Annotated in this window: 24 protein-coding genes; 19 read left to right on the top strand and 5 right to left on the bottom strand. The window is 72.9% G+C overall.

All coding sequences use genetic code 11. From position 1 onward, the window contains the following. The first annotated feature begins 29 nt into the window (after positions 1–29). A complete protein-coding gene (locus DAI17_RS13175) occupies positions 30–851 on the top strand; it encodes a carbon-nitrogen hydrolase family protein (RefSeq protein WP_107773654.1) in 822 nt (273 codons plus the stop codon). A gap of 21 nt (positions 852–872) precedes the next feature. Here the strand turns inward: DAI17_RS13175 and lysS are convergent, their stop codons facing one another. Beyond that, complete coding sequence (gene lysS / locus DAI17_RS13170; RefSeq protein WP_107773653.1) at positions 873–2588, bottom strand: lysine--tRNA ligase; 1716 nt, start codon at positions 2586–2588, stop codon at positions 873–875. Between the two features lie 177 nt (positions 2589–2765). Here lysS and DAI17_RS13165 point away from each other — a divergent pair, with 177 nt between their 5' ends. Then, positions 2766–3755 (top strand): helix-turn-helix transcriptional regulator, encoded by a 990-nt coding sequence (locus tag DAI17_RS13165; RefSeq protein ID WP_107773652.1) that lies wholly within the window; start codon positions 2766–2768, stop codon positions 3753–3755. A 9-nt stretch (positions 3756–3764) separates the two neighbouring features. Here DAI17_RS13165 and DAI17_RS13160 read toward each other — a convergent pair whose 3' ends face one another. Continuing rightward, positions 3765–4673: a diacylglycerol/lipid kinase family protein gene (locus DAI17_RS13160; protein WP_234412507.1), complete on the bottom strand. Its 909-nt coding sequence runs from the start codon at positions 4671–4673 to the stop codon at positions 3765–3767. A 193-nt stretch (positions 4674–4866) separates the two neighbouring features. Between DAI17_RS13160 and DAI17_RS13155 the strand changes: the two genes are divergently transcribed. The 6 genes from DAI17_RS13155 to purB all read left to right on the top strand — a co-directional run bounded on the left by DAI17_RS13155 (position 4867) and on the right by purB (position 11939). Next, positions 4867–6150: an adenylosuccinate synthase gene (locus DAI17_RS13155; protein ID WP_107773651.1), complete on the top strand. Its 1284-nt coding sequence runs from the start codon at positions 4867–4869 to the stop codon at positions 6148–6150. Positions 6151–6225: 75 nt separating this feature from the next. Beyond that, positions 6226–7101: an ABC transporter ATP-binding protein gene (locus DAI17_RS13150; RefSeq protein WP_107773816.1), complete on the top strand. Its 876-nt coding sequence runs from the start codon at positions 6226–6228 to the stop codon at positions 7099–7101. Continuing rightward, positions 7098–8330: an ABC transporter permease gene (locus DAI17_RS13145; RefSeq protein WP_107773650.1), complete on the top strand. Its 1233-nt coding sequence runs from the start codon at positions 7098–7100 to the stop codon at positions 8328–8330. The genes DAI17_RS13150 and DAI17_RS13145 overlap by 4 nt, the downstream gene beginning before the upstream one ends. A gap of 52 nt (positions 8331–8382) precedes the next feature. Beyond that, positions 8383–9216 carry an SDR family oxidoreductase gene (locus DAI17_RS13140; RefSeq protein WP_107773649.1) on the top strand — a complete coding sequence of 278 codons (834 nt, stop codon included), beginning with the start codon at positions 8383–8385 and terminating at the stop codon, positions 9214–9216. 30 nt (positions 9217–9246) lie between these two features. Then, a complete protein-coding gene (gene purD, locus DAI17_RS13135) occupies positions 9247–10521 on the top strand; it encodes a phosphoribosylamine--glycine ligase (protein WP_107773648.1) in 1275 nt (424 codons plus the stop codon). Beyond that, positions 10521–11939, top strand: coding sequence for an adenylosuccinate lyase (purB, locus tag DAI17_RS13130; RefSeq protein ID WP_107773647.1), 1419 nt, complete (start codon positions 10521–10523; stop codon positions 11937–11939). Before purD ends, purB begins: the two co-directional genes overlap by 1 nt. Before the next feature lie 6 nt (positions 11940–11945). Here the strand turns inward: purB and DAI17_RS13125 are convergent, their stop codons facing one another. Continuing rightward, positions 11946–12302 (bottom strand): DUF5655 domain-containing protein, encoded by a 357-nt coding sequence (locus DAI17_RS13125; protein ID WP_107773646.1) that lies wholly within the window; start codon positions 12300–12302, stop codon positions 11946–11948. 20 nt (positions 12303–12322) lie between these two features. Here DAI17_RS13125 and DAI17_RS13120 point away from each other — a divergent pair, with 20 nt between their 5' ends. After that, a complete protein-coding gene (locus DAI17_RS13120; RefSeq protein WP_107773815.1) occupies positions 12323–12604 on the top strand; it encodes an acylphosphatase in 282 nt (93 codons plus the stop codon). A 159-nt stretch (positions 12605–12763) separates the two neighbouring features. Here the strand turns inward: DAI17_RS13120 and DAI17_RS13115 are convergent, their stop codons facing one another. Together DAI17_RS13115 and DAI17_RS13110 are read right to left on the bottom strand one after the other, a co-directional pair. Next, positions 12764–14200: an MFS transporter gene (locus tag DAI17_RS13115; protein WP_199905109.1), complete on the bottom strand. Its 1437-nt coding sequence runs from the start codon at positions 14198–14200 to the stop codon at positions 12764–12766. A 116-nt stretch (positions 14201–14316) separates the two neighbouring features. After that, complete coding sequence (locus DAI17_RS13110) at positions 14317–14955, bottom strand: hypothetical protein (RefSeq protein ID WP_159081524.1); 639 nt, start codon at positions 14953–14955, stop codon at positions 14317–14319. Between the two features lie 196 nt (positions 14956–15151). On the opposite strand from DAI17_RS13110, the gene DAI17_RS13105 reads away from it, so the two are divergent. The 10 genes from DAI17_RS13105 to DAI17_RS13060 all read left to right on the top strand — a co-directional run bounded on the left by DAI17_RS13105 (position 15152) and on the right by DAI17_RS13060 (position 21563). Next, the gene (locus DAI17_RS13105) at positions 15152–15700 is read left to right on the top strand and encodes an antibiotic biosynthesis monooxygenase (protein WP_107773814.1); all 549 of its coding nucleotides are present in this window, start codon (positions 15152–15154) and stop codon (positions 15698–15700) included. A gap of 14 nt (positions 15701–15714) precedes the next feature. Continuing rightward, positions 15715–16146, top strand: a complete 432-nt coding sequence (locus tag DAI17_RS13100) for a hypothetical protein (RefSeq protein ID WP_107773644.1) — start codon at positions 15715–15717, stop codon at positions 16144–16146. Between the two features lie 10 nt (positions 16147–16156). After that, entirely contained in the window at positions 16157–17077 is a 921-nt protein-coding gene (locus tag DAI17_RS13095; protein ID WP_199905108.1) for a phosphoribosylaminoimidazolesuccinocarboxamide synthase, read from the top strand. After that, a complete protein-coding gene (locus DAI17_RS21560; RefSeq protein ID WP_234412506.1) occupies positions 16966–17505 on the top strand; it encodes an SRPBCC family protein in 540 nt (179 codons plus the stop codon). Before DAI17_RS13095 ends, DAI17_RS21560 begins: the two co-directional genes overlap by 112 nt. Positions 17506–17561: 56 nt before the next feature. Continuing rightward, positions 17562–19118, top strand: a complete 1557-nt coding sequence (locus DAI17_RS13085; RefSeq protein WP_107773642.1) for a long-chain-fatty-acid--CoA ligase — start codon at positions 17562–17564, stop codon at positions 19116–19118. Further along, positions 19115–19300 (top strand): hypothetical protein, encoded by a 186-nt coding sequence (locus DAI17_RS13080; RefSeq protein ID WP_107773641.1) that lies wholly within the window; start codon positions 19115–19117, stop codon positions 19298–19300. Before DAI17_RS13085 ends, DAI17_RS13080 begins: the two co-directional genes overlap by 4 nt. A gap of 120 nt (positions 19301–19420) precedes the next feature. Next, a complete protein-coding gene (purS, locus tag DAI17_RS13075) occupies positions 19421–19696 on the top strand; it encodes a phosphoribosylformylglycinamidine synthase subunit PurS (RefSeq protein ID WP_107773640.1) in 276 nt (91 codons plus the stop codon). Positions 19697–19748: 52 nt separating this feature from the next. Next, complete coding sequence (purQ, locus tag DAI17_RS13070; RefSeq protein ID WP_107773639.1) at positions 19749–20417, top strand: phosphoribosylformylglycinamidine synthase subunit PurQ; 669 nt, start codon at positions 19749–19751, stop codon at positions 20415–20417. Beyond that, positions 20414–20863, top strand: coding sequence for a DUF3817 domain-containing protein (locus tag DAI17_RS13065; RefSeq protein ID WP_107773638.1), 450 nt, complete (start codon positions 20414–20416; stop codon positions 20861–20863). Before purQ ends, DAI17_RS13065 begins: the two co-directional genes overlap by 4 nt. A 79-nt stretch (positions 20864–20942) precedes the next feature. Further along, the gene (locus tag DAI17_RS13060; protein ID WP_107773637.1) at positions 20943–21563 is read left to right on the top strand and encodes a M23 family metallopeptidase; all 621 of its coding nucleotides are present in this window, start codon (positions 20943–20945) and stop codon (positions 21561–21563) included. The last annotated feature ends 35 nt before the right edge of the window (positions 21564–21598 follow it).

Here is a 21598-nt window from a genome sequence, read left to right as displayed (position 1 = left end):
TCGTTTCATAGCACTCCCGAGGAGTCCCCATGGCTGGTTCTCGCACGCCCGACGCTGACGGCTCGCGGAGGCTCACGGTGGCGGCGGCCCAGGTGCGCAGCGGCACGGACCCGGTGGCCAACCTCGAGCAGGCCACCGGTGCCGTACGCCGCGCGGCCGACGCGGGCGCCCGTCTCGTGGTCCTCCCCGAGGCCACCAGCGCCAGCTTCGCCCGCAACCCCCAGCGCGCCGCCGAGCCGCTGGACGGCCCCTTCGCCTCGGGCATCCGCGCCGCGGCGGCCGAGGCCGGGGTGACCGTGGTCGTCGGGCTGTTCGAGCCGGCGGGCGACGGCCGGGTCCACAACACCCTGCTCGTCACCGGCCCGGCCGGCGAGGCGACCTACCGCAAGGTGCACCTCTTCGACGCCTTCGACTCCCGCGAGTCCGACACGGTCGCGCCGGGGGAGGGCTACGTGGTGACCGACGTCGACGGCGGCGACGCCGGACCCGTGCGCGTCGGGCTGGCCACCTGCTACGACGTGCGGTTCGCCGACCAGTTCACCGCGCTCGGGGCCCGTGGGGCCGAGCTCGTGGTGCTGCCGGCCTCGTGGGGCGACGGCCCCGGCAAGGCCGACCAGTGGGACGTGCTCGTCCGGGCCCGCGCCCTGGACGCCCAAGCGTGGCTGCTCGCGTCCGCGCAGGCATGGCAGGAGCCGGTCAAGGGCGCCCCGCTGGGCATCGGCCGCAGCATGCTCGTCGACCCGCTCGGCGCCGTGCACGCGCAGCTCGGCGCCGACCCGGACCTCCTGGTGGCCGAGGTCGACCTCGACGTCGTCGGCGCGGTCCGCAAGCGGATCCCGGTCCTGCCCTGACCCCGGTCCCGGCCCGAGGGGTCAGGCCCCCAGCAGCGTGCGCACCTTGTCGTGGCCGAGCGCCACGATGAGCGTGGGCAGCCGCGGACCGCGGTCGGCGGCGACGAGCAGGTTGTAGAGCAGCCGGAAAAAGTCCTTCTGGTCCGCTTTGACCTGATCGGTGGGCGCGTCGTCGAGGCCGAGGCCGCGCGCGACCTTGGGCACGCCGTAGACCACCGAGGTCACCTCGTCGAGCTCGAGCTCGTCGGGCAGCCGGTCCAGGAGGATCCGCAGCCACAGCTCCTCGTCCTCGGTCAGCGAGGCCAGCCGGTCGGTGTCGGGCTTCTCGCGCACCGTCGTCCGCTGGTCCTCCGGCAGCGACGCCGTCCACGCCATCGCCCGCGCCAGGCGCGGCTCCAGCTCGTCGACGGTGCTGTGCGGGAAGCCGACGTGCTCGACCACGCGGCTGATCATGTCGGCCGAGCCGGCGGTCACGTCGGCGACCGAGGACAGGGTCCGGAACGGCACCGCCACCGCCGGGACCGGCAGCGGACCGGCCGTCGACGTCGCCGACGCCCGCTCGAACGCGAGCACCTGGGCGTCGCGCTTCGCCGGGTCGGCGGCCTTGCGGCCCAGGGCGTCCCACTCGTCGTACAGCCGGACGACCTCGGGCCCGAAGTCGATGGTGAAGGCCTGCTTGGGCGCGCGGCGGGTGTAGAGCCAGCGCACCATCGGCGCCTCGAGGATCTCCAGCGCGTCGGCCGGGGTGGGCACGCCGCCGCTGGAGGACGACATCTTCTGCATCCCCGCGATGCCGACGAAGGCGTAGGTCACCCGCGCCGGGGCCTTCCAGCCGAACACCGAGGAGACCAGCTCCTGGCCCACGGTGTACGACGACCCGGGCGTCATGTGGTCGAGGCCCGCGGGCTCGAAGTCGACCTTCTCCCAGGCCCAGCGCATCGGCCAGTCGACCTTCCAGACGAGCTTGCCGCCGTCCTCGGTGGCCACGTTGGTGACGCCGGAGTGGCCGCACTCCCGGCACGTGTAGGCGAGGTCGGTGGTCTCGTCGTCGTACGACGTGACGTCGGTCGTGTCGCGACCGCACTCCGCGCACCAGGGCTTGAAGGGGAACCGGGCGTACTGTCCCGCGCCCGCGCCCTCCTCCTCGTTGGCCACCGACTCGGCCAGCTCAGCGGCCTCCTCCTCGGTCTCGGTGACCGGTGCCGCCTTGGTGCGGTAGCGCCCGAGGACCTCCTCGATCCGGTCACGGTGCCGGATGGCGTGCAGGATCTGCTCGCGGTAGGTGCCCGCGCGGTACATCTGCGTCTGGCTGATCTCGTCCATCTCCACGCCCATCTCGGCGAGGGCGGAGACCAGCGGCTCCTTGAAGTGCTCGGCCCAGGACTCGTGGCAGCCCCACGGGTCGGGGACGGCCGAGAGCGGGCGGCCGATGTGCTCGGCCCACTCGGGCGGCACCCCGGCCGGCACCTTGCGGAACCGGTCGTAGTCGTCCCAGCTGTGCAGGTGCCGGGTCTCGATGCCGCGGCGGCGCAGCTCCTCGGCGACGAAGTGCGGGGTGAGGAACTCGCGCAGGTTGCCCAGGTGGATGGGGCCCGAGGGACTCGCACCGGAGGCGACGGTGACCCTGTTGCCCTCACCCGCGTGCCGGATCGCGTCGTCGGCGGCGCGGGTCACCCAGTCGATGGGGTCGCCCTGCTGTCCGCCCTGCCGTCCACGCTGCCGTCCGCCCTGTGCCATGGGGCGCAGGTTATCGGGCATGCGACAAGGGCGCCGAAGTCGTCCCCTGCGGCGACTTCGACGCCCTGATCCGTGTGCCACCAGTCCGCATCCCCCGACGGGACTGGCGGAGCAATCATCCCTGTGGCCGTTCCCTGCCACCGGGGTCCTGAGTGCCGGTGGCACTAAACTGCCACCATGGCTGCTGACCCGTCCTCGGCGCTCTCCGCCCTCGGCCTCGACCGCCGGGCCGAGCAGCTCTACTTCCGGCTCGCCCCGGCGACGGGGCACACCCTGCTGGGTGTCGCCCGCCTGGTGCAGGAGACACCGGGCGACCTCCGCCGCGAGATGGCGCCGCTGCTGGAGCTGGGCCTGGTCGTGCTGGACGGCGACCGCGTCGTGGTCCCCCCGCTGGCGCGGGTGGTCGCCGAGCTCGTGCAGCGCGAGTCCGAGATCGCCGCGACGTCCGCGCAGCGGCTGGAGGCGCTGGCCGGTGCCGTGCCCCACCTCGTCGCCGCTGCGACCAGACCTGACGAGGACGACCTGGCCGAGGTGCGGCCGCTGGACGGCGAGCTCAGCTCGGGCGGCAACCCGCTCGAGCTGCTGGGGCAGATGATGCGCACCAGCCGTGGCGACATGCTCTGGCTGCGCCCCGACGCGTGGGCGATGCCGCGCGAGTCGGCGGTCGCCGCTGTGCTCGCCGAGGCGATCGCCACCGGCCGCCGGTCGCGGGCGATCTACCCGGTGCGGGCCCTGACCGAGGCCCCCGAGACGCTGCGGACGCGGGCCAGGATCGGGGAGCAGGTCCGGGTGATCTCGGCGCTGCCGACGCGGATGTTCATCCTCGGGGACGCCCACGCCGTCCTCCCGGAGCCGCTCGGCTTCACCGACGAGCCGCGGGTCCACGTCAGGCAGCGCTCGATCGTGGCCGCGCTGACCCTGTGGTTCGAGTCGCTGTGGTCGCGGGCCTCGCCCGTCCCCGACTTCGACGGAGGTGACGCCCGGCCCGACCTGCGCAAGTTCCTGCTCGAGCAGCTCGTGGCCGGCGCGACCGACGAGGTCATCGCCCGCAAGCTCGGCATCGGCCTGCGGACCGTCCGCCGCCGCATCGCGGCGCTGATGACCGACCTGGGCGTGGACACCCGCTTCCAGCTGGGGGTCGAGGCCGTCCGGCGCGGCTGGATCTGACCGACCGGATCAGGAGCGGGGCAGGACCATGCGGTACGCCGCGCGCTCGATGCGCCAGGTGCGGCTGCGCTCGGGGCCGTAGATCTCCCCGTCGGCGGAGACCCAGAACCCCTCGCCGGTCACCGACACGGTCGACCCGCGCACGGTGATGACGTCGTCGCGCTCCTGGTGCTCGCCCTTGCGCAGCTTGGCGACGTACGCGAACTTGGCGGCGGGGCCGACGGCCTTGCTGATCATCACGTCGAGGCGGCCGCTCTCCGGGTCGGCGTCCGGGGTGACCTCGGTGCCGCCCCCGACGTTGGACCCGTTGCCGACGGCGACCATGAGCAGCGGCTGGTCGACGTCGTTGACGACCACGCCGTCGACCTCGACCCGCAGTCGCCACACGGGCGGGTGGAAGGCCGCGAGCAGGGCGCCGATCGGGTAGCCGAGCTTGCCGATGTTGACCTTGCCGACGCCGATCGACCCGAGCCGGGTCTTCCACTTGTGCGCCTTGCGGCTGGCCTGGGCGCCGGTGCCGACGTGGACGTTGTTGACGACCACGGAGCCGGTCTCGTCGACGATCAGGTCGACGGGTCGCGGCTCGCCCCTCAGGACCATGCGCGCGGCCTGCTCGATGTCGAGGGGGATGCCGGTGCCCCGGGCGAAGTCGTTGCCCGTGCCGAGCGGCAGCAGCGCGAGGGTGCGGTCGGCCAGCTCGTTGCGCTTGTGCAGCGCGGCGACCACGGCGTGCAGGCTGCCGTCGCCGCCGGCCACCACGATCCGACGTGACCCGGCGCGGTGCAGGACGCCGTCCAGCTCGCCGGGGTTGGACGTGGCCGCCACCTCCACCGACGACTCCTCGCGGAGGATCGCCAGGGCGCGGTCCAACGAGTCCTGGTCGGCCGTACCGGCCTCGGCGTTGGTGATCACGAGCATGGGGTCCACGCCGTGGACAGTAGTCGACCCCCTGGCCCCCGGCCCGTGCGCCCGTGCGGGTGGCCGTGATCCGGGTGAGGGCGGCCGCGTGCGGTAGCGTGACGCCGCAAGAGCTCCGGTGCACTTGTGCCGGGGCTGTTTCTTTTGGCCCACCTGTCCGTGGGCACAGCGGAAGACCTTGAGGAGGGCTGCGATGCCCGCGATCGTCGTACTCGGTGCCCAGTGGGGTGACGAGGGCAAGGGCAAGGCCACCGACCTGCTCGCCACCAGCGAGACCATCCACTACGTGGTCCGCACGAGCGGCGGGCACAACGCCGGCCACACCATCGTCGTCAACGGCGAGAAGTACGCCACGCACCTGCTGCCCAGCGGCATCCTCACCCCCGGCGCCACCAGCGTGATCGCCAACGGCGTGGTCGTCTCGCCCGAGGCGCTGTTCCGCGAGCTCGACGGGCTGCTCGAGCGGGGCGTCGAGCTCGGCGGCCTGGTCGTCAGCGCCAACGCGCACGTCATCGCGTCCTACCACTCCACGATCGACAAGGTCACCGAGCGCTTCCTCGGCAAGAACCAGATCGGCACCACCGGTCGCGGGATCGGGCCGGCGTACGCCGACAAGATCAACCGCGTCGGCATCCGGGTCGCCGACCTCTTCGACGAGGGCATCCTGCGGCAGAAGGTCGACGCCGCCCTCGACGTCCGCAACCACCTGCTCACCAAGGTCTACAACCGCCGCGCCGTCGACGTCGACGCCGTCGTCGAGGAGCTCGTGTCGTACGCCGACCGGCTGCGGCCGATGGTCGCCGACACGTCGCTGCTGCTCAACGAGGCGCTCGACGAGGGCCGGACGGTGCTCTTCGAGGGCGCGCAGGCCACCATGCTCGACGTCGACCACGGCACCTACCCGTTCGTGACCTCCTCCAACGCGATCGCCGGCGGCGTCTGCACCGGCGCCGGCGTCGGCCCCACGCGCATCGACCGGGTCATCGGCGTCATCAAGGCCTACTCCACCCGCGTCGGCTCGGGACCGTTCCCCACCGAGCTCTTCGACCAGGACGGCATCGACCTCCAGACCCTCGGCGGTGAGATCGGCGTGTCGACCGGCCGCACCCGACGCTGCGGCTGGTACGACGCCGTGGTCGCGCGGTACGCCGCCCGGGTCAACGGCCTGACCGAGTTCTTCCTCACCAAGCTCGACATCCTCGGCGCCTGGGACGAGATCCCGGTCTGCGTCGCCTACGAGATCGACGGCAAGCGGGTCGACGAGATGCCGATGACCCAGACCGAGTTCCACCACGCCAAGCCGGTCTACGAGATGTTCGAGGGGTGGAAGTCCGACATCTCCGGGTGCCGTTCCTTCGCCGACCTGCCCACGCAGGCGCAGGCCTACGTCACGGCCCTCGAGGGCATGTCGGGCGCCCGCATCTGGGGCGTCGGGGTCGGGCCGGGCCGCGAGCAGACGCTGACCGTCCACGACTGACCCCGACCAAAGTCGGGGTCCACCCCTACGCCGGTCGGTGTCTGGCGTGAGGCTCGCGCGCCTAGCGTGGTCGCCATGCTGACTGTGCGGGGGCTGTCGCGCGCCTACGGGGACAAGCGCGTCGTCGACGACGTGTCCTTCGAGGTGCGACCGGGACGGCTGACGGGCTTCGTCGGGGCCAACGGCGCCGGCAAGACCACGACGATGCGGATGCTGATGGGCGTGCTCGCCCCGACGAGCGGCGAGGTGCTCTGGCAGGGCGAGCCGATCACCGACGACCAGCGGCGCAGCTTCGGCTACATGCCCGAGGAACGGGGGCTCTACCCTCGGATGCCGCTGCTGGATCAGCTGGTCTTCCTGGCCCGGCTGCACGGCCTGGACCGGCCGGCTGCGACCGAGCGTGCCCGGCACCTGCTCGCCCACTTCGGTCTCGACGGCCGACGCGGCGACCTCCTCGACGAGCTCAGCCTGGGCAACCAGCAACGGGTGCAGATCGCGGCGGCGCTGGTGCACCGGCCGACCGCCCTGGTCCTCGACGAGCCCTTCAGCGGCCTCGACCCGCTGGCCGTCGACTCGATGGTCGACCTGCTGCAGCACGAGCTCGGACCGGACGTCCCGGTGCTGTTCTCCAGCCACCAGCTCGAGCTCGTCGAGCGGCTGTGCGACGACCTGGTCATCCTCAGCGCGGGCAGGGTCGTGGTGGCGGGCCCCACCGACGAGCTCCGCGGTCGGGGCCCCCTTCTCTACCGCGTCGTCCTGGAGGACGAGGCCGTCCTGGACTCGCTCCCGGGGGCGCGGCTCGACCGCCACGAGGCCGGTGCGGCGTACGTCGAGGTCATGAGCGGTGAGCCGGCCGACCTCCTGTCGCACCTCACCGCCCGGACCCGCGTCAGCGAGTTCCAGCGCCACGTCGAACCCCTCGCCCACGTCTTCCGGGAGGTCACCCGATGAGCGTCACGTCCACCCTGCCCTCCGGTGCACGCGCCGTGAGTGCCGGCACGCCCCAGCCACCCAGCGCGTGGCGGATCGTCGCGGAGCGGGAGGTGCGCGCCAGGTTTGCGGAGAAGTCGTTCCTCCTCGGTTTCCTCGCCATGGTGGTCGTGTCGTGGGGCGGCATCGTGGCGCTCGACTACTTCGGCGACCGGGACACCACCTACCGGGTGGGGGTCGTCGGCGCCGCGGGTCCGGTCGCCACGGACGTGGAGGAGGCCCTCGGCGATGGCTACGTCGTGGAGGCGCAGGAGTACGACGACGCCGCGGCGGCCGAATCCGCGGTCGCGGAGGGCGAGCTCGATGTGGCGCTCGTCGACGACACCGGCACCTGGACGCTGGTGGGCGACTCGAGTGTCGACGCGCCCCTGGAGGCCGCGGTCCGCTCGACCGTCGCGGCCGACGCGGTGGCCCGCAACGCGCAGGCCCAGGATGTCGACCTCGCCGCCCTCAACGCCGGCGCTGAGGTCCGCGTGGACCTCCTCGACCCCGAGGCCGAGGACGTGGACCAGCGCAAGGCGGTCGCCTTCGGCCTGTCCCTGCTGTTCTACGTCGTCGCGATGCTCTTCGGGATGCAGATCGCGCAGAGCGTGGTGACCGAGAAGGAGAGCCGGGTCGTGGAGATCCTCGCCGCCGCCATCTCCACGCGGTCGCTGCTCTGGGGGAAGATCGCGGGCAACACGCTCCTTGCTCTCGGCCAGATCGTGGTCCTCGTGGGCGGCGGGCTGGCGATCTTCGCCCTTCTCGGCAACGACACCCTGCTGTCCGGCGTGGGTCCGGCGATGGTGTGGTTCGTCGCGTTCTTCGCGCTGGGGTTCATCGCGCTCGCTGCCCTGTGGTCGGCCGCCGGCGCGATGGCGTCGCGGGTCCAGGACATCGCCTCGACCACGATGCCGCTCCAGGTCGTGCTGCTGGCGGGCTACATGGTCGGCGCCTTCGCGGAGGGGCTCGTCCTCGACGTGGTCTCCCAGGTCCCCGTGGTGTCCGCGATCGTGATGCCCGGCCGGCTGGCCTACGAGGACGTCGCCCTGTGGGAGATCATGCTCTCGCTGGCGCTCAACGTGGTGGCGGCCGTGCTGCTCGTGCGCCTCGGCTCCCGCATCTACGACCGCAACCTCATGCAGGCCGGCCGCAGGATCGGGTTCGGCGAGGCGCTCCGCCGTCGCGAGGGGGACTCGGCGCCGCACTAGCGTCGCGGCACCGGCCGTTGCGGGCGGCGCCGGCCGGGGCGAGGCTGGGAGCATGCGTCTACGTCGCAGCCCCCGGGACATCGCCGGCCTCACCGTCGCGATCAGCGGCGGTGCCCGCGGGATCGGCGCGGCCACGGCGGAGCGGCTGCGACGCGCGGGCGCGGACGTCGTCGTCGGCGACGTCGACGGAGAGCTGCTCGAGCAGGGCGCCGAGCGGCTCGGGGTGCGCCACCACCGCCTCGACGTGACGAGCGCGGAGTCCTGGCGGGAGTTCGTGGACCTGGCCGGCGCGATCGACGTGCTGGTCAACAACGCCGGGATCATGCCCGTCGGCCCAGTCCTGCAGGAGGACGAGGAGGTCGCCCGGGCGGTCGTGGACGTCAACCTGCACGGTGTCGTCCTGGGCACCAAGGCCGTCGCCCCGGGGATGGTCGAGCGGGGGAGTGGGCACCTCGTCAACGTCGCCTCCGCGGTGGGCCGGGTGGCCACGGCCGACGCGGCGACCTACAGCGCCAGCAAGTTCGCGGTGGTCGGCTTCAGCGAGGCCACCCGCCTCGAGCTCGGGCCGCATGGCCTGGACGTGTCGCTGGTGATGCCGACCGTGGTGCGCACCGAGCTCGCCGCGGGCGTGCCCCAGGCGCGGGGCATGAGGGAGATCGGGCCCGAGGACGTCGCGGAGGTGGTCGAGGACGTCGTCCGCGTGCCCCGCCCCGAGACGTGGGTGCCGCGGTGGGCCGGCCCGCTGTCCCGGGTCGGGGGTGCCCTTCCGTGGGGTGCGCAGCAGGCGCTGGCGCGGCTCTTCGCCACCGACGTGCTGGGCCGGCGCGACGACGACGCCCGTGCGGCGTTCGAGATGCGTGTCCGCGGGACCCGCGGCGGGGAGTGACGCGTCCGTACGCCGATAGGATCGACGCCCGTGAAGTCCCTCGTCATCGGCACCGGCGGTCGCGAGCACGCGCTCGCCCGCTCCCTGGCCCGCGACCCCGACGCCGAGGTGCACGCCGCGCCGGGCAACCCGGGCATCGCCGAGGTCGCCAGCCTGCACGACGTCGACCCCATGGACGGGGCCGACGTCGCCGCGCTGGCCACGCGTCTCGGCGTCGACCTCGTCGTGGTCGGTCCGGAGGCCCCGCTGGTCGCGGGGGTGGCCGACGCGGTCCGTGCGGCGGGCATCGCGTGCTACGGCCCGAGCTGGGAGGCCGCCCGGCTCGAGGGGTCCAAGGCGTTCAGCAAGGACGTGATGGCCGCCGCCGGCGTGCCGACCGCCCGCTCCTTCGTGTGCACCACCCCCGACGAGGCGGCGGCCGCCCTCGACGCGCTGGGCGCGCCGTACGTCGTGAAGGACGACGGCCTCGCCGCGGGCAAGGGCGTCGTCGTGACCACGGACCGTGACGAGGCGCTGGCCCACGCGGCCGCGTGCGAGCGCGTCGTCGTGGAGGAGTTCCTCGACGGTCCCGAGGTGTCGCTCTTCGCCGTCTGCGACGGCACCACCGCGCGGGCGCTGCAGCCGGCCCAGGACTTCAAGCGCATCTTCGACGGCGGCCGCGGGCCCAACACCGGCGGCATGGGCGCCTACTCGCCGCTCCCGTGGGCGCCGCCCGACCTCGCCGAGCAGGTCCTCGCGACCGTCGTCCAGCCGACCCTGGACGAGATGGTCCGCCGCGAGTCGCCCTTCCTCGGCACCCTGTACGTCGGTCTCGCGCTCACCGCCGACGGCCCGCGGGTCATCGAGTTCAACTGCCGCTTCGGCGACCCGGACGTGCAGCCGGTGCTCGCGCTGCTCACCTCCTCGCTCGGCGACCTCCTCAAGGCGGCCGCCGACGGCGACCTGTCCGCCGTACCGCCGCCGACCTTCGCCGACGGCGCCTCGGTGACCGTGGTGATGGCCAGCGCGGGCTATCCCGAGTCGTCGTCGACGGGCGACGTCATCGTCGGCACGGAGACCCTCGCGGTCGAGACCGACGTCGACGTGATCCACGCGGGCACCGTCCGCAGCGACGACGGTCGGCTCGTGACCGCCGGCGGCCGGGTGCTCGCCGTCCGGGCCGTGGGCTCCGACGTCGCCGACGCCCGGGCGAAGGCCTACGAGGGCATCAACACCATCTCGTTCCCCGGTGCCCAGTGGCGCCGGGACATCGCCGCCGAACCGCTGGGTGTCGTCGAGGGCGCCTCGCTGACCCAGGAGAACTGATGACCGTCCCCAACGTCCTCGCCACCCGCTACGCCGGCGCCGACCTCGCCGCGATCTGGAGCCCGGAGCACAAGATCGTGCTCGAGCGGCAGCTGTGGATCGCGGTGCTCACCGCCCAGCGCGACCTCGGGGTCGACGTGCCCGACGGGGTGATCGAGGCCTACGAGAAGGTCGTCGACCAGGTCGACCTCGCCTCCATCGCGGCCCGCGAGCGGGTCACCCGCCACGACGTGAAGGCACGCATCGAGGAGTTCGCGGCGCTCGCCGGCCACGAGCACATCCACAAGGGCATGACGAGCCGCGACCTCACCGAGAACGTCGAGCAGCTCCAGGTCCGCCAGTCGCTCACGCTGGTCCGCGACCGCGCCGTCGCCACGCTGGCCCGGCTCGCGCGGCTCGCCGCCGAGCACGAGACCACCGTGATGGCCGGCCGCTCCCACAACGTCGCCGCGCAGGCGACGACGCTGGGCAAGCGCTTCGCGACGATCGCCGACGAGATGCTGATCGCGGTGCAGCGCGTCGAGGAGCTGCTCGCCCGCTACCCGCTGCGCGGCATCAAGGGCCCGATGGGCACCTCCCAGGACATGCTCGACCTGCTCGGCGGCGACGCCTCCCGGCTCGACGAGCTCGAGACCCGGGTCGCCGCCCACCTCGGCTTCGACCACGTGCTCACCAGCGTCGGCCAGGTCTACCCCCGCTCGCTGGACTTCGACGTGCTCTCCGCGCTGGTGCAGCTCACCGCCGGTCCGTCCAACCTGGCCACCACCATCCGGCTGATGGCCGGCATCGAGCTGGTGACCGAGGGGTTCAAGGAGGGCCAGGTCGGCTCCTCGGCGATGCCGCACAAGATGAACACCCGCTCCTGCGAGCGCGTCAACGGCCTCGCGGTCATCACCCGCGGCTACCTCTCCATGGTCGGCGAGCTCGCCGGCGACCAGTGGAACGAGGGCGACGTGTCCTGCTCGGTCGTACGCCGCGTGGCGCTGCCCGATGCCTTCTTCGCGGTCGACGGCCTCTTCCAGACCTTCCTCACGGTGCTCGACGAGTTCGGCGCCTTCCCGGCCGTCATCCAGCGCGAGCTCGACCGCTACCTGCCGTTCCTGGCCACCACCAAGGTGCTCATGGCCGCGGTCCGCAAGGGGGTCGGCCGCGAGGTCGGCCACGAGGCCATCAAGGAGGCCGCCGTCGGCGTCGCCCTCGCGATGCGCCAGGGGCAGGCCGAGAACGACGTGTTCGACCGGCTCGCCGCCGACTCGCGGCTGGGTCTGAGCCGGGAGGAGATCGACGGGCTGGTGGCCGACCCGATCGAGTTCACCGGCGCCGCGGTCGCCCAGGTGCAGGCCGTGGTCGCGCGGGTGGAGGCCCTGGCCGCCGCCCACCCCGACGCCGCGACGTACACCCCGGGCGCGATCCTCTGAGGTGACTCAGCGGGCGGCGTGCTCCCACGCCTCCCGCAGCCAGGCCCGCACCTCGTCGTCGACCTGGTCGGCGTCGTCGAGCTCGAGGTGGTGCATCCACACGCGTGGCGAGGGGTGCACGACCTCCTTGAACCGCGGGGACGACACCTCCCGCGGCAGCGCGATGGACAGCACGGCGGGCACCTGCGAGCGGACGTACTGACCGGGGCGCCACACGAACGCGAAGCCGCGTCCGTGCCGGAACGCGACCTGGCTGCGCGTCACCCGGGACTCCACGTCCCCGAGCGCCCCGACCACCTCGGCCACCCGGTCGTGGATCGCGAGCCCCGCCGGGTGGCCCGCGAAGAGGTCCTCCGGGCCCATGCGGCCAGTCTCGCGCCATGATGGGGGGCGTGACCACGGCAGTCGAGCTCCACGTCAGCGGCAGGGTGCAGGGCGTGTCGTTCCGGGCCGCGACGCAGCAGGAGGCCGAGCGCCTCGGCGTGACCGGCTGGGTGCGCAACGAGCCGGACGGCTCGGTCGCCGTGCACGCCGAGGGCGCCCAGGGCGACGTCGACGCCCTCGTCGCCTGGTGCCGCCGTGGCCCCTCGGGCTCCCGGGTCCGCAACGTCGCCGTGCGCGAGGCCGCCGTCGGCGGGCACCGGGAGTTCGCGATCCGCTACTGACCCGGGGACCTCGCGCCGCCCCCAGCCCTCGCCCCCAGCCCCGATAGTTTGGGACGAACTCGTAGGTGAGATCGCGATTCCGCCCACGAGATCGTCCCAAACTACCCAGCCGGGCGGGGTCCACTCGGGCGGGACGACGAGACCGAGCGCGTACGACGCTCAGTCGCCCGAGCGCCAGGACCGCACGGCCGCCGCCAGCGCGATCGACAGCACGGCCAGCGCCGTGACCAGCGCCCAGCGGGCCGCCACCTCGGGGGAGGTCGTGCCGGCCGCGGCCTGGTAGACGGTCATCAGCAGCGCCGCGCCGAGCGCCGACCCGATCCGCTGACCGGTCTGCAGGGCGCCGCCGGCGGCCCCGCCCATCCGCGGCGGCACCTGCGCGAGCGTGAGCGTGAAGTTGGGGGAGATGACGCCGCCGCCGCCGACCCCGGCGAGGAACATCGCCGGCGCGAGGGTCCACCACAGCGTGTCCGAGGGCGAGGTGACCAGCCAGGCCGCGAGCGCCGTACCGGTCATCATCACCGACAGCGCGAGCAGCGTGACCCGACGGCCGAGCCGGCCCACCAGCCGCCCGGCCAGCGGGGCCGTGGTGGCCGCCCCCACCGCGAACGGCGTCATCAGCAGCGCCGCCTGGAGTGGCGAGAAGCCGATGCCCTCCTGCAGGTGCACCGAGAGGACCAGGAAGATGCCGGTGAAGCCGGTGAAGTACAGCGTCCCGACCAGCAGCCCGTTGGCGTAGCCGGGCAGTCCGCGCAGCAGCGACACGTCCAGCAGGGGCGGGCGGCCGTTGCGCACGGTGTGCTGCTCCCAGCGGACGAACGCCCAGGCGAGCAGGGGGAACGCGGCCACGATGACCAGCGGCCAGCGCGCGCCGCCCTCGACGCTGATGAGGGGATAGAGCACGGCCAGCACCGCCAGCCCGAGGAGCAGGGCGCCCGGCACGTCGACGCGGGTGTCCTTCTCGGCGTCGCGGCCGCCCGGGTTGTCCGGGACGAGGCGCAGGACCATCACCAGCGCCACCAGGCCGATCGGGACGTTGATGAGGAACAGCGAGCGCCAGCCGTTCTCCTCCCCGAGCAGGCCGATGAGCAGGCCGCCGATCAGCGGGCCCGTCGCCGATGCGACGGCGACGGTGAAGCCGAACATCCCGAAGGCCCGGCCGCGCTCCTCGCCGCGGAACAGCTGCTGGATGAGGCCGGAGTTCTGCGGCGTGAGCAGCCCGGCGCTCGCGCCCTGGACCAGCCGGGCGACGACGATCGCGGTGGCGTTGGGCGCCAGCCCGACCGCGGCGCTGGAGGCGATGAAGCCGAGCAGGCCGATCACCATCATCCGGCGGCGGCCGTGCGCGTCGCCGAGGCGGCCGCCACCCACCAGGGTCATGCCGAAGGCCAGCGCGTAGCCCGACACGACCCACTGCACCGCGGCGGTCGAGGTGTCGAGGCTGGACCGGATCGAGGGGACCGCGACGTTGACGATGGTGACGTCGAGCAGCGACATGAAGCCGACCAGCAGCGACACGGCGAGCACCCGCCACCGACGGGGGTCGGGGACGTGCTCCTCCTTGGCCGCGGCGTCGGCCTCCTCGTGCTGGGTCATCGTCGCCACCTTCTCACCCCCCACGAAGGTGGCCGGTCATCCTCGACGGGTCCTGCGCCGGGCCACCGGGACCGGCCGTCTCGACGACGGCGGTCGGCCGGCGGCCCGGCCGCACGTCACTTCAGCACGCCGCACACGGCCGGGTCGGTGGCCTCGGCGGGCAGGCTCTTGTCGAGGTCGCTCTTGCCGGAGCTGAAGTCGTACTCGCCGTTGCCGTTGTAGTCCACGCCGTGGATGACCACCACGCCCTTGCCGTCCCGGATGGCCCGCGCCAGCTTCTTGGACGACAGCGTGATGTCGCGCTGGTAGCGCACCTTGCCGTTGGGCGCGGTCGGGAACCTGTCCACCGCCAGGGTGCTGTCGGGCGAGGTGTCGCCGCCGGTCGTCAACGAGGTCTTCACCGGGCCGTAGGCGTCGGCACCGTCGGTGGTGGTGAGGCGGTGGTCGCGGCCGGCGTCGGCGGCGGTCGGGCACTCGTTGCGGGCCTTGGCCCCGAAGTGGATGTGCTGCGCGTGGGGCAGGTTCGGTGCGAGCCGGTTGGCCCGGACGCGGATCTCCGCTCGCTTGCCGTCGAGGTCGACCTTGGCCTTGCCGTAGGCGCCGGAGCTGTTGAGCGGGAGCAGGCGGCCGTTCACGACCTCGTCGGCCGTGCGCTGCTGCTCCTGGGCCTGCGCCGAGGTGCCGACGCCGAGCGCCCCACCGCCGAGGAGGGCCGCCACGCCGAGACCGGCTACGAGTGTCTGCTGCTTCTTCATGAGCTTCTTCTCCCTGTGGAGGAACGTGGACCGGGACCGGCCCACGACGGTGTGTTCGCGGTCACGACCGGACGTGGATGGGTCGGCGCACCCCTGCGGGTGGGCCAGCGCGCGGCCTGCCCCGGACCGCCGTGTGGCGCACGTCCCGTCGTCGCCGGTTCGGTACGACGCCGCGGCCGCGGCGACAATGGGCGTCATGTCCGCTCCCGTCACCGTCTCGGTCACCCGGCACATCGACCCGTCCCAGGAGACGGAGATGCGCGCGTGGGTGCAGGCCGGCACGTCGCTGGCCGAGAACTTCGACGGCTTCCTCGGGTCCGGCTGGGTCCGGCCGAGCCAGGAGTCGCCCGAGTGGCACATGCTCTACCGCTTCGCCGACGCCGAGTCGCTGGCCCGCTGGGAGGCCAGCCCGCAGCGGGCGTGGTGGCTCGAGGCCGCCCAGGGGCGGATCGAGTCGACCCGCACCGAGCGTCGTACGGGCATCGAGGGCTGGTTCGACGAGCCCTCGTCGGTCGAGTCGCTGACGCCGACCCCGATCCCGCCCCCGCGGTGGAAGCAGATGGCGGTCATCTACATGGTCTTCCTGCCGCTGAGCCTGACCGCCAACTGGGTCGCCTCGCACACCATCGCCGGCTGGTCGCTCGTCCCGCGGGTGGTTCTGGTGACCACGATCATGACGCCGCTGATGACCTACGTGTTCCTGCCGTGGGTCACGCGAAAGATGGCCTGGTGGCTGCACCGTTGACCTAGGTTGCTGCCGTGAGCGAGCAACGGCGGCGACCGGAGCCCTGGTGGCTCGCTGCCGGGCTGCTCATGGGCGCCGCGGCCGGCATCCCCGTCGGTGCCCTGTGGGGCCTGCTGCTCTTCCTCCTGCCCGGCGAACCCCTCGCGGGTCTCGCCATCGGTGGCTCCTTCGGCCTGCTGTACGGCGCGTTCGTCGGCCTCGCGGTCGGCGCCCTGCTGACCGTCGTGGTCGGCCGCGACCGACCGCTGCCCGCCGCGCGTCGCCGGGCCACGCTGGTCGGCCTGCTGGCCACGCCCGCCGTGGTCGTCGGTCTCCTGGCCGTCGAGGGACTCGGGGTGAGCTCGTGGGCGGCGCCACTGCTGGTGATGGCCGCGGTGGCCGGGGCGACCACGTGCCGGTGCGTGGCCGGCAAGATGCCCGACCGCCCACGCGTCGTACGCCGATAGGCTCGGGCCCGTGGCCGACCACAACATCCCCGACGCCCCGGTGATCGAGGGCGCGACCCACCTCCACTCGGGCAAGGTGCGCGACCTCTACCGCATCGAGTCCGGCGAGCACGCCGGCCGCCTCCTGATGGTGGCCAGCGACCGGATCTCCGCATACGACTTCGTGCTCGACACGACCATCCCCGACAAGGGCGAGATCCTCACCCGCATGTCGCTGTGGTGGTTCGGCCAGCTGAAGGACCTGGTGCCCCACCACGTCGTCTCCACCGACGTGCCCGAGGCCGTCCGCGGCCGGGCGGTGGTCTGCGAGGCGCTGGAGATGTACCCCGTCGAGTGCGTCGCCCGGGGCTACCTCACCGGGTCGGGCCTGCTCGACTACCGGCACACCGGCGAGGTGTGCGGCATCAGGCTGCCCGCCGGCCTCGAGGACGGATCCCGGCTCCCGGAGCCGATCTTCACCCCGGCCACCAAGGCCGCGCTCGGGGACCACGACGAGAACGTCTCCTACGAGGCGGTCGTCGAGGCCGTCGGTGACGACGAGGCGGCCGAGCTGCGGATGCTGACGATGGAGGTCTACGGCAGGGCCCACGACCTGGCCCGGGAGCGCGGCATCATCCTGGCCGACACCAAGGTCGAGTTCGGTGCCCGCCCCGACCCTTCGACAGGCTCAGGACGGCGCGGCACGACGGTGCTGGCCGACGAGGTGCTCACCCCCGACTCCTCGCGCTTCTGGCCGCTGGACGAGTGGCAGCCCGGCCGCCCCCAGCCGTCGTACGACAAGCAGATCGTCCGCGACTGGCTCACCTCGGCCGAGTCCGGCTGGGACCGGACCTCCGGCGAGGCCCCGCCACCGCTGCCTCCGGAGGTCGTCGAGCGCACCCGCTCCCGCTACGTCGAGGCCTACGAACGACTGACGGGGGAGACGTTCTGACCGGCTTCCGCACCTCCGTCGACCTCCCCGTCCCGGTCGAGGTCGCCTACGCCTACCTCTCCGACCCCCGCAACCGTCCGGAGTGGCAGTCGTCGCTGCGCTCGGTGACCGTGCCGGCCGGCGAGGAGCCCCACCTGGGCCAGAGGTGGCAGGAGACGACGACCGTCGGCGTCCGTCCCCGGCTCGAGATCGTCGAGATGGACCCGCCGCACGTCTGGACCGAGCGCGGCTGGTGGCGCGGCGTGGAGGCGACGCTGTCGCTCCGCTTCGCCCGTACGCCGCGTGGTTGCCGCGTCGACGTCAGCGGCGACGTGGGCGGCCGTGGCGCCTGGCGCGTGCCCGCGAGCGTGGCCGGCCGGCTGGCCGGTCTCGCGATCGCCGCGGACGTGCGCAGGGCCGGGCGCATCCTGGCCCGGCGTACGGACTGAGGTCTCCGCGAGACGACGGGTGACTGGCGTCACTACCTCTGAGTAGGTTTGGCGGCATGCCGAACCTCTCCTCGCTGCTCGAAGACTCCGCCAGCCAGTACGCCGACCGCGAGGCCGTGGTCCTCGGCGACACCCGACTCACCTACGCACAGGTCGACGGCGCCGCCAACCAGGTCGCCAACCTGCTCGTCTCGCGCGGCATCCGGCCGGGCGACAAGGTGGCGCTGAGCTGCCCCAACCTGCCGTACTTCCCGATCGTCTACTACGGGATCCTCAAGGCGGGGGCGACCGTGGTGCCGCTCAACGTGCTGCTCAAGGGCCGCGAGGTGGCCTACCACCTCGCCGACTCGGACGCGAAGGCCTACTTCTGCTTCCAGGGCACCGACGAGCTCCCGATCGGCCAGGCCGGTCACGAGGGCTTCGGGGCCACCCCCGGCTGCGAGCACTTCTTCGTGATCACCGTCGACCCGGCCGCGGCCTCCCCGATCGAGGGCACCGAGACGCTCGGCCAGGCGCTCGCCGGGCAGCCGCCGACGTTCGACACCGTGGCCGTGGACGACGACGACACCGCCGTCATCCTCTACACGTCCGGCACCACCGGCCAGCCCAAGGGCGCCGAGCTGCGGCACCGCAACATGCACTCCAACGCGATGGCCGGCAAGGACCTCTTCGGCGCCGACGCCTCGAAGCCCGACACCTACCTGTGCGTGCTGCCGCTGTTCCACTCCTTCGGCCAGACGGTCATCCAGAACGGCGGCTTCGCCTTCGGCGGCACCGTGGTGATGCTGCCCCGCTTCGAGGCCGACGCGGCGCTCAAGACGATGGCCAAGGAGGGCGTCACGTTCTTCGCCGGCGTCCCGACCATGTACTGGGGCCTCCTCGGCGCGCTCGACGACTCCGGGGTCGACGTCCACGCCATCGCCGACAGGCTGCGGGTCGCCGCCGCCGGCGGCTCGGCGCTGCCGGTCGAGGTGCACAAGGAGTTCGAGAAGCGCTTCGGCGTCACCATCCTCGAGGGCTACGGCCTGTCCGAGACGTCGCCGGTGGCCAGCTTCTCGCCGTACGGGCAGGAGGTGCGCGTCGGGTCGATCGGCGTCCCGATCCCCGGCGTGGAGATGAAGCTGATCAACCCCGAGCCGGGGAGCTGGAACGACGCCGAGGGCGACGTCGGCGAGATCGCCATCAAGGGTCCCAACATCATGAAGGGCTACTACGACCGCCCCGACGCGACCGCCGACGCCATCCACGACGGCTGGTTCCGCTCCGGTGACCTCGCCCGCAAGGACGAGGACGGCTACTACTACATCGTCGACCGCTCCAAGGACATGATCATCCGCGGCGGCTACAACGTGTACCCGCGCGAGGTCGAGGAGGTGCTGATGACGCACCCCGCCGTCAGCCTCGCCGCCGTCATCGGCGTCCCGCACGAGAGCCACGGCGAGGAGATCAAGGCCGTGATCATCCCGGAGAAGGACGTCGACGTCACGCCCGAGGAGATCGTCGCGTGGAGCAAGGAGCAGATGGCGGGCTACAAGTACCCGCGCATCGTCGAGCTCGTCGACGCCCTCCCGATGACGGCCACCGGCAAGATCCTCAAGCGCGAGCTCAAGTGAAGCGCGGCATCGGCATCCCGGTCGGGCTGGTGATGGTGGTCTTCGGGGCGCTGTTCACCTTCCAGGGTCTGGGGTACGTCGGTGGGTCGGCCATGACGGGCTCCTCCTTCTGGGCGATCGTCGGACCGCTCATCGCCGGGCTCGGCGTCGCGCTGCTCATCGTCTCGGCGCGGCGTACCTGATCCGTCGTCGCCAGGGTGGCGGCGCACGGCACCCGGTCCGGCCCCGCGGACGCGATGTGCCGCCACCGTGGGCCGCCGATAGGATCGGGGCGCACCCCGCCGCCGTCCCAGGAGCGTCCCGTGGCCCGTTACGTGGTCGATGTCATGCCCAAGCCCGAGATCCTCGACCCGCAGGGCAAGGCCGTCCTCGGCGCCCTGCCGCGGCTGGGCTTCGCCGGCGTCACCGACGTCCGCCAGGGCAAGCGCTTCGAGCTCGAGCTCGACGGTGAGCCGTCGGACGAGGCCCTCGCGGAGGTCACCAAGATGGCCGAGACGCTGCTCTCCAACCCGGTGATCGAGGACTTCGAGGTGCACGTCGAGGTCCTCGCCGAGGCGGCCGGGAAGCACAAGGCATGAAAGCCACCCCACGAAGCTGCTCGCTTCGCTCACACCTCCGCGGGGGCCCCGAATGAAGATCGGCGTCGTCACCTTCCCCGGCTCGCTCGACGATGTCGACGCGCAGCGCGCGGTCCGCATCGGCGGCCACGAGGCCGTCGCCCTGTGGCACGGCGACCACGACCTGCGCGGCGTCGACGCGGTCGTCCTCCCTGGCGGGTTCTCCTACGGCGACTACCTGCGGTGCGGGGCGATCTCCCGCTTCGCACCGGTCATGACCGAGGTCGTCGAGGCCGCCGGCCGTGGGATGCCGGTGCTCGGGATCTGCAACGGCTTCCAGATTCTCTGCGAGTCCCACCTGCTCCCCGGCGCGCTGATCCGCAACGACCACCGCAAGTTCGTGTGCCGCGACCAGCGCCTGCGCATCGAGAACAACCGCACCGCGTGGACGTCGGCCTACGACGAGGGCGCCGAGGTCACCATCGTGCTCAAGAACGGCGAGGGCGGCTTCGTCGCCGACGAGCCGACGCTCGACCGCCTCGAGGGGGAGGGCCTCGTGGTGGCGCGCTACCTCGACGACAACCCCAACGGCTCGGCCCGTGCCATCGCCGGCATCACCAACGACCGCGGCAACGTGGTCGGGCTGATGCCCCACCCCGAGCACGCGGTGGAGGACCTGACCGGTCCGGGCACCGACGGGCTCGGGTTCTTCACCTCGCTCGCTGCCGCGACGTTCGCATGAGCACCGTCTCCCCGCGCCGGCTCTTCCGCGCGCTCGCGACCGCCGAGGCGATCACCTGGGCGCTGCTGCTGGCCGGCATGTTCCTCAAGTACGTCACCGAGACGACCGAGCTCGGGGTCAGCGTCTTCGGCATGGTCCACGGCGTCGTCTTCATCGCCTACGGCCTGACCACGCTGCTGGTGGCCGTGGACCAGCGCTGGTCGCCGGGCCGTCTCGTCCTCGGCCTCGCCGCCGCGGTGCCGCCGTTCGCGACGCTGCCCTTCGAGCGGTACGCCGACCGGCGCGGCCTGCTGGGCGACGCCTGGCTCTCGCGGGCCGACAGCCCCACGGCCGTCCAGCGGCTGGTCTGGTGGCTGCTGGAGCACCAGCGCCGCGCGGTCGGCATCGGCGTCGTCGCCGTCCTCGCGCTCACGGGCCTGGCGCTGCTGGTCGGCCCGCCCGCCTGATCCGCCGGACTCATGAGCCACGGCGCGAACCACGGCGGGAGCCAGGTCGTGCGTCGGGTCGGCCGTCGGGGGAGCCTTCATGGCGGATGACCCCCTCCGGCTCGCGTACCCCTTCCGGGGCAGGTGGCTGGTGCAGAACAGCCCCGCCGACCGGGTGCCCAGCCACGGCACCGACCTGTTCGGGTCGACGTACGCGATCGACTTCGTGCCGGTGGACGCGCGGGGTCGCTCGGCCCCGGTGCGCCTGGCGTCGCTGCTCCGCCCCGAGCCGCCGGACCGGTTCACCGGCTTCGGGCGCCCGGTCCTCGCGCCCGCGTCCGGCACGGTCCTCGCGACCCGCGACGGCGATCCCGACCACGACGCCCACCGGGGGCTCCCGTCGGTGTCCTACGCACTCACCCAGCGTCGCCGGCTGAGCGACGGGTGGGTGGGCCTGGCCGGCAACCACCTTGTGATCGAGGTGGCGCCGGGGGTGCTGGTGGCCCTGTGCCACCTGCGCAGGGGCAGCATCCGGGTCGCGCCCGGCGAGTCCGTCACTGCCGGTCAGCCCGTGGGCGGGTGCGGCAACTCGGGCAACAGCACCGAGCCCCACCTGCACGTGCAGGCCGTCGACCGGATGGACATGACGACGGCCAGGGGGCTGCCGGTCGTGTTCGGCGGCGGGCTGCCCCGCAACGGCCGGGTCGTCGAGGTCCCGTGACCTGACGCAGCCAGCCGGGCGTCACCGCAGCGCCG

It is taken from the genome of Nocardioides sediminis (assembly GCF_003047295.1).
In the GTDB taxonomy this organism is placed as follows: Bacteria; Actinomycetota; Actinomycetes; order Propionibacteriales; family Nocardioidaceae; genus Nocardioides; species Nocardioides sediminis.
Note: the sequence above shows the minus strand (reverse complement) of the source record. Positions and strands in the feature narration are given on the sequence as shown.